Source organism: Bradyrhizobium sp. 40 (assembly GCF_023100925.1).
Lineage (GTDB): Bacteria > Pseudomonadota > Alphaproteobacteria > Rhizobiales > Xanthobacteraceae > Bradyrhizobium.
The window spans coordinates 5,207,078-5,221,169 of sequence record NZ_CP064688.1; the positions used below are offsets into that span (position 1 = coordinate 5,207,078).

The following is a 14,092-nucleotide window of genomic DNA, read 5'->3' on the forward strand; positions in this document are numbered from 1 at the left end:
CGCATCATTCGGCGGGGACGGAAGCCTCGCGTAGCCGGATCGAATAGTTCGAGGCATTTTGCTGGCCGGTCGAGGCCGCCCGCGCAAAGGTGATGAGATGGTGCGCGATCAGGGTGCAGCCAATCAGGCCTTCGAGATCGCCGCGCTTGATGCGGCCCAGCGCGAACTTCCAGAACACGCGCTTGTAGTCGCCGAGCACGCCGACCTTCCAGAAGATGTTTCGCAGCATGACGAGGCCGCGCCTGATGTTGGGCCAAGTCTTCATCTCATCCGGCGTCGGCATCTTCAGGCGGTGCACGTAAACGTGGTCGCATTGATACTGGAAGCGCGCGTAGACCTTCTCGGGCTCGTAGGCGACGGCCATGGCGTGCTTCCAGGACGCGACGACGTCGTCGTAGGGCAGCAGGAAGTTGACATTGGAATCGCGGCCGTCGTCCTCGACCAGGCGTCCCTCGCGCTCAAGACGGTCCCACAGCGGCGTCTTCGGCAGGGCTTGAAGCAGGTTGATCGTGAGCAGCGGAATTCGGGAGTCCTCGACGAAGGCGAGCAGCGCCTCCGAAGTGTTCGGCTTGTCGGTGTCGAGCCCCATGATGATGCCGGACACGACCTCCATGCCGTAGGAGTTGATGGTTTGCACGCCCTCGAGGATCGGGACCATCATATTGTGGTCCTTGTGCATCGCCTTCAGCGCATCGGGGTCGGGCGTCTCGATGCCGCAGAAGATGGTGACGAAATAGGCCTCGCGCATCTTCTCGAGGATTTCCGGCCGCTTGGCGATGTTGAGCGTCGCCTCGCAGGCGAGCCGCACCATGTAGCCGGTCCTCTTCTGCCATTCGATCAGATGCGGCAGGAGGTCCAGCGCCGCCTTGCGGTTGCCGATGAAATTGTCGTCGACGAAATAGACCGTGTCGGTCATGCCGCATTCGCGCAGGCGGTCGAGCTCGGCGATGATCTGCTCCGGCGATTTGAGGCGCGGATTGCGGCCGTAGAGGCCGGGGATGTCGCAGAACTCGCACTGATAGGGACAGCCGCTGGAATACTGGATGCTGCCGAGGAAGTACTTCTTCACGTCGGCGAGCTCGTAGGCCGGGATCGGAAACTCCGTCATCGGCACGCGGTCTTTGGTGGTCAGCACCACCTGCGCTTCCGGACGCGAGGTATCGCGCGACAAGATTTCGAGCAGCTGATTGGTGGCGTCGCCGAGTTCGCCGACATGGAGATAATCGAAGGACGGATAGTAATCCGGGCAGGCGCTGACGGAGGGACCGCCGAGCGCGACGGGCAGATCGAACTCGTGGGCGCGGCGGCAGATATCGTTCATCTGCTGGCGCTGGATGTGCATGCCGCTGACGAAGACCGCCTCGGCCCACTCGAACTCTTCCCTTGTCGTGCGGCGAAGGTTCTCGTCGACGAATTTGACCTGCCACTCCTCGGGCAGATAGGCCGCGAGCAGCAAAAGTCCCTGCGGCGGCATGAAGGCGCGGACGCCATCGGTCAGGGGGTAAGAATGCTCGAACGTCCCGAACGACGATGTGTATCGCGGAAACACGCAGAGAATCCGCCGGGACGTCCCGTTACTTTCAGCTCGCATCAAAGCTCCCCCGCCACGCTCGACTTAGCCGCGGAAATTGCCAGACAAGCACATAGCGTAGTGCTGCCGCCGGAATTTCTCAATATTGTGGCATGAGCCTAATTCCCTAGGGCACCAATGGTTTCCTCCGGCCGCCGGGCGCCTCCGCCGCGTCACGCGATCAGCCGTGACGCAAAATCGGGCAGCAGGCCTGCATCGCCGGCGAGACGGAAATCTGGGCTCGCAATGCCGGACCCCACCAGCCAGTCGTCGAATTCCGGTGCGCGGCGCAGTCCGAAGACGTCGCGGACGTAGAGCGCGTCGTGAAAAGACGTGGACTGATAGTTCAGCATGACGTCATCGGCGCCGGGAACGCCCATGATGAAGGTGACGCCGGCGGCCGCCAGCAGCGTCAGCAGATTGTCCATGTCGTCCTGGTCCGCCTCGGCGTGATTGGTGTAGCAGATGTCGATGCCGAGCGGCAGGCCGAGCAGCTTGCCGCAAAAGTGATCCTCCAGCCCGGCCCGGATGATTTCCTTGCCGTCGTAGAGATATTCCGGGCCGATGAAGCCGACCACGCTGTTGACCAGGAGGGGCGCAAAGGCGCGGGCGACCGCATAGGCGCGCGCCTCGCAGGTCTGCTGGTCGACGCCGTGATGGGCGTTGGCCGACAGTGCCGAGCCCTGGCCGGTCTCGAAATACATCACGTTCTGGCCAACCGTACCGCGCTTCTGCGACAGCCCGGCCTCCTGCGCCTCCTTCAGAAGCGCAAGGTCGATGCCAAAACTGCGGTTGGCAGCCTCGGTGCCGGCGACCGACTGGAACACGAGGTCGACCGGCGCCCCCTGCCCGATCAGCGAAAGCGTCGTGGTGACATGGGTCAGCACGCAGCCCTGGGTCGGGATCTTCAGCCGCGCGATGACCTCGTCGAGCAGCCGCAGCAATTGGCCGATCACGGCCGGGTCGTCGCTCGCCGGGTTGATGCCGATGCAGGCATCGCCGGCGCCGAGCAGGATGCCGTCGAGGATGGATGCGGTGATGCCCCTGGCGTCGTCGAAGGGATGGTTGGGCTGGAGCCGGGTGCTCATCCGGCTCTTCAGGCCGATGGTGTTGCGGAAAGCGGTGGTGACCTGGCATTTCCGCGCCGCCAGGATCAGATCCTGGTTGCGCATCAGCTTCGAGACCGCGGCGGCCATCTCCGGGGTGATGCCGCCTCCTAGCTTCCGCAAGATTTCGGGTGTCGCTGCGTCCGACAGCAGCCAGTCGCGAAAGGCACCGACCGTCAGCGAAACCACCGGCGCGAAGGCCTTGGCGTCGTGGCTGTCGATGACGAGGCGGGTGACCTCGTCCGTCTCATAGGGGATGACGGCTTCCTGCAAGAACTGCCCGAGCGGGACGTCGGCCAGCGCCATCCGCGCCGCGATCATCTGTTCGGCGCTGGCGGCGACGATCCCGGCCAGTCGGTCGCCGGAGCGCGGCGGCGTCGCCTTGGCGAGCAGGTCGCGCAAATCCGGGAACGTGTAGGTCGTGGCGTCGATGGTGTGGCGGTAGACCAAAGGTCTCTCCGGGGTTCGTCGGCCAGAGGCCGACTCCAGGGCGATCCCAAGACTATACCTTCAGATCAAGACGCTGAAATATCTACCTTTCTTTCGGCCGAGGGCAAAGGGGGCCAAACCCGGCGTTAACGCCGCGTCCATCTTCATTCTGCATAGTTTTGCAATCATTTGCACGACCGCGCTCTCCGGCCGCTCCCGGCCATTCGGGCCCCTGAAAACCATGACAACTGACCGACCTGGGAATGCCACCGGCCTCGCCGGCCGCTTCACGCTTGCCAACAAGCTCTACGCCATCTTCGCGCTGTTCGCGCTGCTCACGGCGGCGATCGCGATGCTGTCCGACTACAACAGCCGCCGCGGTGCCGACCTGACGGGCGCGATCGAGACTGCGAACGCCGCCGCGCTGAACGTCGAGCGGGTCAACTCGCTGGTCTATGCGGTCGTGATGGAATCGCGCGGCGTCTACATGTCGACCGAGCCCGCCGTGGTGAAGAAATACGGCGACGGCCTGCTCAAGTTCAACGCCCAGATCCTTGACGTCGTGAAGCGCTGGGAGACCATCGTCAAGGCTGACGATGCCGAGCAGTTCGCCACCTTCAAGAAGCGCATCGAGCAGTTCGTCGAGTTTCGCAAGGAGCTGGTGCGCCGCGGCGTCGAGATCAATGCGGCCGCGGGCCGCGAATGGGGCGACAACGACGCCAACCGCACCGTGCGTTCGGCGCTGAACAAGGATCTCGAGGCGCTGTCCAAGGTCTATGCCGAGCGCGCGAGGCAAATCGCGCACGAGACCGAGACCAATCGCATCCTGTCCCTCGTCCTGACCTGCCTCGCCGGCGTGGCGCTCGCGCTCGTCGTGATCGGCATCGTCATCATCGCCCGCTCGATCGCACGCCCCCTCTCCGCCATCACCGCGACCATCAAGCAGGTCGCTGACGGCGCCGAGAACGTCGTGGTGCCCCACAGCCACCGCGCCGACGAGATCGGCGCACTGGCACGCGCGATCCAGATCTTCCAGGACGCGATGGCGCGTAACCGCAACCTCGCCTCACAGGTCTCGCAGGACTCCGCCGCGCGCGAAGAGCGCGCCCGCCACATCGAACAATCCGTCGACGCGTTTCGCGAGGCGATCGGCGCGATCATGCGCGGCCTCAGCGACAACGCCTCCGTGATGCGCGAGACGGCGCAGACCATCACCCGCGTCACCGCGGACGCGAGCAGCCGCGCCGGCACGGCGGCGAACGCCACCGAGCAGGCTTCGCACAACGTCACGGCGGTGGCAGGCGCGGCCGAGGAGCTGTCGGCGTCGGTGGTGGAGATCGGCCGGCAGGTGCGGCAATCCGCCAGCGCGGTCGAGCAGACCGGCCAGCGCACCGAGAAATCCATCGCCGAGATCGAGAGCCTGGCCGCTGCCACGCAACGTATCGACGGCGTGCTCAGCCTGATCCAGGCGATCGCCGAGCAGACCAATCTGCTCGCGCTCAATGCCACCATCGAGGCGGCGCGCGCCGGCGATGCCGGTCGCGGCTTCGCCGTCGTCGCACACGAAGTCAAGGCGCTCGCGGGACAGACCGCGAAGGCGACCGCCGACATCAGCGAGAACGTCTCGATGATCCAGTCCTCCACCCGCAACGCAGTTGATGCCGTCCGCGAGATCGGCGGCGCGGTGCGCGAGATCAACGACGTCACCTCGGCGATCGCCGGCGCCATCGGCCAGCAGGATGCCGCCACGCGCGAGATCTCGTCCAACGCGCAATCGGCGGCCCAAGGCAACGAGACCCTCGTCGCCAACATCAGCTCGCTCCGCGACGCCATTGGCGAGACCGATACGGCGGCCTCCTCGGTGCTGACGGCTGCGAGCAGCGTGACCGAGACGGCGGAGACGCTGTCGCGCGAAGTGGAGAAGTTCTTCCAGAACCTGCGCTCGGGCGCAGCGGACGGCCGCATCGCCAAGGCCGGATGACGGGACGTCCACCGGCGGCGCTGGGGTCGCTCTATCAATAAAACGCGAAAACAACCCCATGCACAGTAGCCGGGGACAGCGATTTCAATGGCTTGGCCATCCGCGTTATCTTTTGCGGATTTTGCGAATCCATTTGCTCCGTCGGGCAAAACAGGGGCATGATGTCAATGTTGGAGCTTTCCGCGCTGGGGGCCGGCAGATCGTGGAAAGCCGAAGGCCGGCTGAGGCCGCCTCTCGTCGCTTGATGCCCCATAGACAATGATCCAGAACTTTTAGCGAAACTATCCAGCCGCCTCTGCGTCGGTATGCGGAGGGAATTACAGCATGTCTGCAGACGGCCAATTCGACGAACAGGAGGTCCTGATCTTGCGCTACCGGGCGTTGGAGCGAGAGGTGACCGATCCGCTTGCCGCCGTTCTGCTCCACGACATCGTCCAGGATCTCGAAGCCGATCTTCATAGAGAGCGCGCGATGGCTCTCTCCGAAATCCCATCTTCCAAGTCATAATCGCCAATCATAGCGAGTTTATCTGTCTTTCGGGCACGGGATGCCTGCGAACAGAGTGGCGGCAGCTGACGATATCTGTTCAGCCATGGAACCATTGGGTTCCCAGTCTATTGCCTCACTGACACATCACATTTTGGAGAAACACCATGAAATTTTTAACAGCTGCTCTGACGGCCGCAGCAAGTGCCCTTCTTGTGACCGCTGCTTCTGCAGCCCCGCTGTCTCCCACCCTGTATGCCGCTCCGGACAGCAACGTTCAAAACGTGCGCATGGTCTGCAATGAAGACGGTCGTTGCTGGCGCGAGCGCAGCGAGCGCCGTGTTATCATCCGCGATGGGCGCGATTCCTACGGATATGCGCCTCGCGAGCGCTACATCGAGCGGCGCGGCTATGAAGAGCGCAGCGGCATCGGCTTCCGTGCTCCCGGCGTGAGCGTCGGGATCGGCACCGACCGCTACTGAGATACGAGCCGGTGAATGCAGAAGCCGCGGAGCAATCCGCGGCTTTTTTGAACTCACTGGACGTCAACAAACTCGCCGCTTTTCCCGGCCTAGCGAGGAGCTGTGATCAGGCAGCCATTCAAAGCACGAACACCGGAAGAACTGATTTCTCTATTGAGCGCCGTGGCGATGGCCATTCTCGCCGCGATCATTATCATGGTGCTGTATTATGGTCGCGAGATCATCATTCCGATAGCGCTGGCCGTCTTGCTCAGCTTCGTGCTGGCGCCTCTGGTTCGACTGGTTCAGCGACTGCGCATTCCACGCAGTTTGGCTGTGGTGAGCGTGGTCGTGATCGCCTTCGCGTTCATATTTGCGATGGGCAGTCTGCTCGCTACCCAACTCGCCCAGCTGGCCGGCGATTTGCCGCGATATCAGTCCACAATAAGCGAGAAGATCCAATCCTTCCGTGAGACCACGGCCAGTCGGGGCACGCTCGAGCGGGCTTCCAGCATGTTGAAGGACCTCAGCAAAGAACTCGACAAGCCCAAGGAGGCCGCGAATTCGTTGGGGACCATAGCAGCTCCGAAAGCGGCCCCGCCGAAGCCCGTTCCTGTGGAAGTGCTTCAGCCCGATCCCGGCGCGCTGGAGAGCTTGCAAACGCTGATTTCACCATTGCTTCATCCGCTCGCAACGACCGGGATCATCGTCATATTCGTGATCTTCATTTTGCTTCAGCGCGAGGATCTTCGTAATCGTCTGATCAGGCTGGCCGGTTCGGATGACCTGCAGCGCACCACGGCTGCCCTTGATGACGCGGCGAGCCGCCTCAGCCGGCTTTTCCTTATCCAGCTTCTCGTGAACGGGGGCTTCGGCATCATCATAGGAATCGGTCTCTGGCTGATCGGCGTTCCAAGCGCGATCCTGTGGGGTATTCTGGCGGCAGTGCTGCGCTTCGTGCCTTACATTGGGGCGGTCATCGCCGCCGCCTTCCCTCTCGCTCTCGCGGTTGCGGTCGATCCAACCTGGACGATGCTGCTGTGGACGATCGCGCTGTTCGTGGTGGTGGAGCCCGTCGTCGGCCATGTGCTCGAGCCGATGGTCTATGGACACAGCACGGGACTGTCGCCGGTGGCCGTTGTCGCTTCCGCGACGTTCTGGACGGCGCTCTGGGGTCCGATCGGCCTCGTTCTGGCAACACCCCTTACGGTGTGTCTGGTCGTCCTGGGCCGCCATGTCGAGCGCCTGGAGTTCCTGGACGTCATGTTTGGAGACCGACCAGCGCTCTCTCCGCCCGAGATATTCTATCAGCGGATGCTCGCCGGCGATCCGACCGAAGCATCTGCAAAAGCCGAGGAGTTCTTGAAGGAGCGATCTCTCAGCTCTTATTACGACGAAGTCGCCCTGCGAGGACTGCAGCTGGCTCAAGCGGATGCCGAGCGCGGCGCTCTGGATCCCGACCGGCTGGCTAAAATCAGGGATGCGGTCCAGGAATTTGCCAATAACATTTCGGAGCAGGATGAGCGTCCGCCGCCGAAGGTCGGCCCGACCACAGATGTCGAAGCTACATCTGCCATAGAAGGCGTGGCTGAGGATGCGCCTTATGAGGGTCTGCGGGTGCTGCGCAAGGAGGACTTGCCCACTGAATGGCAAGGCGAACATCCCGTGCTCTGCGTGGCCGGGCGAAATCCGATCGACGAAGCCGCTGCGATCATGCTGGCTCAACTGACCGGAGCGCATGGCTTGTCGGCCAGAGTCGAGGCAGCGGAAGCGTTGTCGACGGCGAATATCTTCCGCCTGGAGACCGATGGGGTCGCCATTGTCTGCCTCGTCTATATGGATGCAAGCAGCCCGGCCCATATGCGTTACTCGGTGCGACGGCTTCGCCGTAAATTGCCGAAGGCTACAATCATTCTGGGTTGCTGGATGAAGGACATCGACCCATCGGCGCTGGAAAATCTGCGGGAAGGCGCCAAGGCGGATCTGGCTGCTGCAACTCTGGGCGGGGCGCTTAAACTCTGCATAGAGGCGACGGGTGTGGACTCCCTTGGCACAGTCGCTGAAGGCCGGATTTCGAAGATCACGGCCGGCTAGCAGTTTATACGCGGAGACATGGCTGCTGCAGGCGCGCAGCAAACCCGAAAGGCCTTCGTTCCTGCCGACATCGGATCCGGCTCGAGGCCGGTGTGTCTTGGCACTCCCTCAGTCACATACAAAGGACCGTGCTGCGCGACCTTCTGGTGCGACGGTTCAGCCGACCGGCCCGGGGGTCCAATCGCCGCCGGCAAGCGGCCGCACCTTTACATCGGGAATGACCCCGCGCTGCAGGCCCGGATCAAAATGGCGCATCGTCCGCTCGTTGAGGTCGATGATGCGGCCAGGCCTTAGCGGTCCCACGTCATTTATCTTGACGATGACCTTCTTGCCGACGGCCTCTACGAGGGCGTATTTCGGCTTCGCGCCAAACTGGACTCCACCGAATTTCTTACGCAAACTCGTTTTGATGGCGGCCGACCAGACTGAGGGATCATAGCGCTCGCCGGAGGCTGTCTTCGGGCCGCCCTCCTCTTTGCCCGGCTTGAACGGATTGTACGTGGACGCCGCGCCGACGATCGCTTCCCCGGAAGCGACATTGACGACAGCGCTTGAGTGAACTCCAGCGGCTTCGCATCGAGCAACAGTAACGGAAACGGCAAGCGCAACCACGGCGCCGCAAATTGCGGCGCTGGATCGGAACACCATCATATCTCCTGTGATTTTCGATTGTGCGGTTCCGATGCCTCAAAACATCATCAAGCAAACGCGGAGGCGTTCGGGTTCGCGATGTTTACAGGTCGAGCCAACCCCGGCTGCGGAACCATTGCAGGAACCAGAATGGTTCCAAACGGTGTTTTTAGTTGTCGCCGTCTAAGACGGACATTGCGTCAACAGCGTGACAAGAAGAGGCCATGGCGAAATGGCGCGGCCACATGAGTCCCGCGGTGCTCACAATTAGATTGATTGTTCCACTCGCCTGTCCGACCTTCTCTTCTTTCCGATCGACCGTCCTTTCCGCAGAAGCGATCAACGCAGATACACTGCTGCACAGGCGTGCACCCTCTCGAACGAAGAAGAGATCGCCCCTACTCCATCACCCGCTCCGCTTGATCGTAATCCTTGCCTCGGCAAATCTGCTACGCGCTGTCGCGCGAATGCGGCAAGCGATCATCCGACCTATCTTGCAGGCCGGGAACGCAGCTATCAGGGAGTGGGATCGCGGCCTTGCCCCGCAACGGGCGCGGCTAGAGCGTCCGCGGTTTCTCGTCCGATTGATCGATCGAGAACAGTCCGCTGAGCGCCTTGATGTTAACCGGCTTTTCGACACGTGGCACGGCTGCATAAGCATCCGGAATCGCCCAAGCGTCATAACCGGTGGTGAACACGAACCGCACCCCGCGCGTCCGAAGTGCGTCGGCAACCGGATAGGAGCGTTCGCCGCGAAGATTGATGTCCAGGACGGCGCCATCTATCCGCTGTTCGGCCGCGACCAGATTCAGGGCGTCCTCGACCGACCCCGCCGGCCCAATGACCTCAGCGCCGCGATCTTCCAGCGCACGGGCCAGGTCGGCGGCGATCATGTACTCGTCTTCGACGACGAGGAGCCGCCGGCCTAGTAGTGATTGCGACTCAGTCATCACGCTTCTCCTCGCTCGCGAGCGGCACGGCGATTTCGCAGTGGACGCCGTCAGGTTCGAACCGAAGCTTCGTTTTGGCGCCGAGCTGATAAGGAAGTGCTCGCTCGATCAATTCGCTTCCGTAGCCTTTTCTCGCCGGCCCGCCCTCAGGCATGGCAACCCCGCTTTCGGACCATACCACGGTTGCTTGCCGCCTGGATTGATCGTTCTTGACCTCCCATCGCACCGTCAGCCGGCCTGAGGGTTGGCCGAGGGCGCCGTATTTTACCGCATTCGTGGCGAGCTCATGCAGCGCGAGAGCCATCGATTGCGCCGACATCGCCGGCAACGGTGCCGCCGGCCCCTCGGTCGTCACCTTCTCCACGTCGGCACTGGCGTGCGCCTCCAATTCGGCCCTGACCAGATCACCGAGTTCAATCGGCCGATTGTCGCTTTGCGCGAGCAAACCCTGAGCCCTGGAGAGGGCGCCCAACCTGCTTTCAAAGTCGTCTGCAAAGTCGTCCAGGGACGGGCTCGATCTGATCGTCTGCCGGGCAAGTGATTGGACGACCCCGAGCAGATTGCGCCTGCGGTGCTGCAGTTCGGCCAAGAGAACCTTCTGCCGATCTTGAAGCACGCGCAGTTCGTGGATGTCCGTCATCGTGCCTACCCAATCGACAGCGTCTGCATCCGAACTGACTTTCATCGGTACCGCGCGGGTCTGATGCCACCTGAACTCTCTGTCGGCGGAACGCCTGACGCGGTGCTCGACGTAATACTCGCCCTTGGCGCGCGCTTCGAGCCAGGCCGCCTGGGTCTCTTCGCGATCATCCGGATGGATCGCGTCAAGCCAACCGAAACCGATGCTATCAGCGAAGCTCAGACCGCTGAAGATGGTCCATTGCGGGCTGGCCCAAGTGCGCTCACCATCACTTTTTGAGCGGAAAACCAGCTGGGGTATATTGGTGGCGAGAACGCGGAACAGCTCCTCGCTTTGCGCGAGCTGCTCCGCAGCACGGTGCTGGCTGGTGCGATCGCGCAGCATCTTCACGAAACCCGCGTCGCGCTCCGCCAGCGGCATCAACAGGCCCGAAGCCCAGAGCCGGGTGCCGTCCTTGCGCATCTGCCAGCGTTCGTCCTCGGCGCGGCCCTGAGCTAACGCGCTGCGTCGTTCTTCGGCTGCCGCCTCAAAACCACCCTCCTCGGCGGGAAAGATCACGTCCGCCGATTTTCCGATGATTTCGTCGGTCTTGTACCCGAGTAACCGCTCGGCGCCGGGGTTCCAGCTGGTGGTGATGCCGTTCGGGTCTATCGTGAAGATAGCAAAGTCCGTCGCGCTCTCGAATACGAGACGCAGCAGCTCATTGTCCGCGGGGACGGCCGGACCGTTTGTCGGATGATTGCTCTCCTGCACGCGGACGATCTCCAGCGCTCGCGCTGGGCAGCGCGCCAACTGCCAGCGACAATCGCGACAGTCCAAGGACGTTCCTAAGCTGGTTCACGACCCAGGTTCCCGCAGCAACGGGTGACGTCCGGTAACGGTCCTACCCGGCCATCACCCCGCCGCGCTTGATCAGCTCCTTCCCTACCGCGGCCAGATGCACCTGATCCGGTCCGTCGCCGATGCGGATGAAGCGGGCGTAGACGTAGGCACGCGCGAGGAATGTGTCCTGCGAGACGCCGGCGGCGCCGTGGATCTGGATGGCGCGGTCGATCACGCGGGCGGCCATGCTTGGCACCACGATCTTGGCGGCCGCGATCAGGTCGCGCGCGGCCTTGTTGCCTTCGCGGTCCATCCTGTCGGCGGCTTGCAGCGTCAAGAGCCGCGCCTGCGCGATCTCGCAGAATGAGTGCGCGATGTCCTCGCGCACCGAGCCCTGCTCTGCGAGCGGCTTGCCAAAGGCTGTGCGGGAGACGGCGCGCTGGCACATCAATTCCAGCGCGCGCTGGGCACAGCCGATCAGCCGCATGCAATGATGGATGCGGCCGGGACCGAGCCTGCCTTGCGCGATCTCGAAACCGCGGCCCTCGCCGAGCAGGATGTTCTCGGCGGGCACGCGAACGTTCTCGTAGACGATCTCGGGATGGCCGACCGGCGCGTCGTCATAGCCGTAAGTGAGCATGTCGCGGACGATGCGCACGCCGGGCGTCGCTCTCGGCACCAGGATCATGGATTGCTGGCGGTGGCGGTCGGGATCGTCGGGCGCCGTCTTGCCCATCACGATCAGGATCTCGCAATCCTCGTTCATCGCGCCGGAGGTGAACCATTTGCGGCCGTTGATGACGTAGTCACCTCCGTCGCGCTTGATCTCGCATTGAATGTTGGTGGCATCGCTGGAGGCGACCTGCGGCTCCGTCATCGAGAAGCCGGAGCGGATGCGCCCCTCCAGTAGCGGCTTCAGCCAGCGCTCCTGCTGTGCCGGCGTGCCGTAATTGGCCAGCACCTCCATGTTGCCGACATCGGGCGCCGAGCAATTGAACACCTCCGGCGCCCAGAGGATGCGGCCCATGATTTCCTTCACCGGCGCGTATTCGAGATTGGTCAAGCCAGTGTTAGGGTCTTGGCCGTGCTCGCCGGAGAGGAACAGGTTCCAGAGCCCCTGCTCGCGCGCCAGCCGTTTCAGGTCCTGAAGGACCTGCGGCGTCTTGTAGCGTGTCGCTTCCGGCTTCACCTGCTCGTAGTAGAGCTCCTCGACCGGCTCGACATGCGTCCGCATGAACCGGCGGACACGCTCCTGCAGCTCGAGCGAACGTTCGGAGTGGTGAAAATCCATGGCGGTCTCCTCTTCCTTCTCCCCTTGTGGGAGAAGGTGGCATAGGCGGCCTTCGGCCGGCGGTCTTAAGAACGCCGAAGCAAAGCTTCGGCTATGGCGCCGGATGAGGGGTTGTATCCGCGAGTTCAAATGTAGAGACGACTCGCGGAGAGAGACCCCTCACCCGGCTCGCCGCTTCGCGGCGATCCACCCTCTCCCACAAGGGGAGAGGGTGCACCGTCTCTGCAGCCGCTCGCTTCGCAGTCCCTCACGTGCCGCGCAACAGCTCGCTTGCCACGATCCAGTCGTTGCCGTTGAACTGAAGCATATAGCCGTCCTTGATCGGGCGGAAATCCTGCGGCGTGGTGTTGAGCGTGATGCCAGGCATCAGCAGCGATAGCGGCACGTTCTTCAAATTGGCCGCCTGCGCCATGATGTTCTCACGCGTCAGATTGTCCTTGCACTGCTTCAGCAAGACCACCAATGCCTCGGCGACGGTGTAGCCGTAGAGACCCGCGACGTTGTTGACGTCGGCATTGGGCAGGCGCTTCTTCATGAAGTCGATATAGGCCGTCATCGCCGGATCGTCCTTTGGCGCCTCGACGAACGGCTTGAGCGAGCCGAGCGAGAGCACGCCCTTGCCGGCATCGAGGCCAGCCGGGACCATCACGGTTGCCTTGTTGGCGCAGCCCGAGGCGAGGAAGCGCGTTGCCTGCCAGCCGACCTCATGCGCTTTCCGGATCGCCTGGGCGCAGGCGCGCGGCGTCACCGAATAGATCATGAACACGTCGGCCTTGGTGTTCGCGAGAGTCAGCACCTGGGAATCGACGGTGGGGTCGGCGACCTCGAAGCTCGACGCCATCGCGATCGCCTTGTTGGCGTCGGCACCAAGCGCTTCCTTGACGCCGCGCAGATATTCCTTGCCGGCGTCGTCGTTCTGATAGAGCACCGCGAAGCGCGCATTCGGGTTCTTGGCGCGGGCATAGGCGACGTCGATGGCCGCCTCGCTGGTGTAGTTCGGCGCCCACGGCAGCGCCATCGACCAGGGCATGTTGGCCGGGTCGTTCCACTTCGAGGCCGAGCTGATCAGAAACAGCTGCGGCACCTTGTTGCTGTTGAGATATTTCGCAATCGCCGAGCTCGGCGCGGTGCCCATGGTCGCGAAGATGAAGGCGACGCCATCGCCCTCGACCAGCCGGCGCGCCGCTTCCATGGTCTTCGGCGGCGAGAAGGCGTCGTCGAGCGACAGGAGATTGAGCTTGCGGCCGTTGATCCCGTCCTTCTCGTTGACCTCGTCGAAATAGGCCGAGATCACCCTGCCGGTGATGCCGAGCGGCGATGCGGGGCCGCTATAGGGCATGGTGTTGCCGATCTTGATCTCGGTGTCGCTGACGCCCGGACCGTAGGATTTTTGCGCGGCTACAGGCGTGGACAGGCAGGCAGCCAGCGCTGCAGCCAGGACCAAAGCGGCTTTCATGGTTTCTCCCCGGTGATGATCGCCGCGCGACTCGGAAGGCGCGGCGTGCTGCTCTTGCCAGCACGTCAGATCAGCGGAGTTCCACAAGGCGGTCTTGCGTCGAGTTGCTGATCAGCCGGTGCACAGCCGCCGTCGCGGGCAGCAACATTGACGCCAATCAAGATCGGATGCGGCGC

At 63.0% G+C, this 14,092-nt stretch carries 11 protein-coding genes; 4 read left to right on the top strand and 7 right to left on the bottom strand.

The features are described from left to right. Positions 1 to 4 precede the first annotated feature (4 nt). Positions 5 to 1,591: a B12-binding domain-containing radical SAM protein gene (locus IVB40_RS25145; protein WP_247816636.1), complete on the bottom strand. Its 1,587-nt coding sequence runs from the start codon at positions 1,589 to 1,591 to the stop codon at positions 5 to 7. A 152-nt stretch (positions 1,592 to 1,743) separates the two neighbouring features. Further along, complete coding sequence (locus tag IVB40_RS25150) at positions 1,744 to 3,126, bottom strand: ethanolamine ammonia-lyase subunit EutB (RefSeq protein WP_247816637.1); 1,383 nt, start codon at positions 3,124 to 3,126, stop codon at positions 1,744 to 1,746. A gap of 220 nt (positions 3,127 to 3,346) precedes the next feature. Here IVB40_RS25150 and IVB40_RS25155 point away from each other — a divergent pair, with 220 nt between their 5' ends. From IVB40_RS25155 to IVB40_RS25170, 4 genes are all read left to right on the top strand, one after another. Next, positions 3,347 to 5,086, top strand: a complete 1,740-nt coding sequence (locus IVB40_RS25155) for a HAMP domain-containing methyl-accepting chemotaxis protein (RefSeq protein ID WP_247816638.1) — start codon at positions 3,347 to 3,349, stop codon at positions 5,084 to 5,086. Between the two features lie 324 nt (positions 5,087 to 5,410). Beyond that, a complete protein-coding gene (locus tag IVB40_RS25160) occupies positions 5,411 to 5,593 on the top strand; it encodes a hypothetical protein (protein ID WP_247816639.1) in 183 nt (60 codons plus the stop codon). A 146-nt stretch (positions 5,594 to 5,739) separates the two neighbouring features. Then, positions 5,740 to 6,054 carry a hypothetical protein gene (locus IVB40_RS25165; RefSeq protein ID WP_247288689.1) on the top strand — a complete coding sequence of 105 codons (315 nt, stop codon included), beginning with the start codon at positions 5,740 to 5,742 and terminating at the stop codon, positions 6,052 to 6,054. A gap of 168 nt (positions 6,055 to 6,222) precedes the next feature. Then, positions 6,223 to 8,127, top strand: coding sequence for an AI-2E family transporter (locus IVB40_RS25170; RefSeq protein WP_247819590.1), 1,905 nt, complete (start codon positions 6,223 to 6,225; stop codon positions 8,125 to 8,127). A gap of 156 nt (positions 8,128 to 8,283) precedes the next feature. On the opposite strand, the gene IVB40_RS25175 is transcribed toward IVB40_RS25170, so the two are convergent. From IVB40_RS25175 to IVB40_RS25195, 5 genes are all read right to left on the bottom strand, one after another. Further along, positions 8,284 to 8,775: a septal ring lytic transglycosylase RlpA family protein gene (locus tag IVB40_RS25175; RefSeq protein WP_027568999.1), complete on the bottom strand. Its 492-nt coding sequence runs from the start codon at positions 8,773 to 8,775 to the stop codon at positions 8,284 to 8,286. 539 nt (positions 8,776 to 9,314) lie between these two features. Then, positions 9,315 to 9,707 (bottom strand): response regulator, encoded by a 393-nt coding sequence (locus IVB40_RS25180; RefSeq protein WP_197031184.1) that lies wholly within the window; start codon positions 9,705 to 9,707, stop codon positions 9,315 to 9,317. After that, positions 9,700 to 11,100: a PAS domain S-box protein gene (locus IVB40_RS25185; RefSeq protein ID WP_247816640.1), complete on the bottom strand. Its 1,401-nt coding sequence runs from the start codon at positions 11,098 to 11,100 to the stop codon at positions 9,700 to 9,702. Before IVB40_RS25185 ends, IVB40_RS25180 begins: the two co-directional genes overlap by 8 nt. A 130-nt stretch (positions 11,101 to 11,230) precedes the next feature. Beyond that, a complete protein-coding gene (locus tag IVB40_RS25190; protein ID WP_247816641.1) occupies positions 11,231 to 12,460 on the bottom strand; it encodes an acyl-CoA dehydrogenase family protein in 1,230 nt (409 codons plus the stop codon). Between the two features lie 247 nt (positions 12,461 to 12,707). Continuing rightward, entirely contained in the window at positions 12,708 to 13,916 is a 1,209-nt protein-coding gene (locus IVB40_RS25195; protein WP_247816642.1) for an ABC transporter substrate-binding protein, read from the bottom strand. Positions 13,917 to 14,092: the final 176 nt, after the last annotated feature.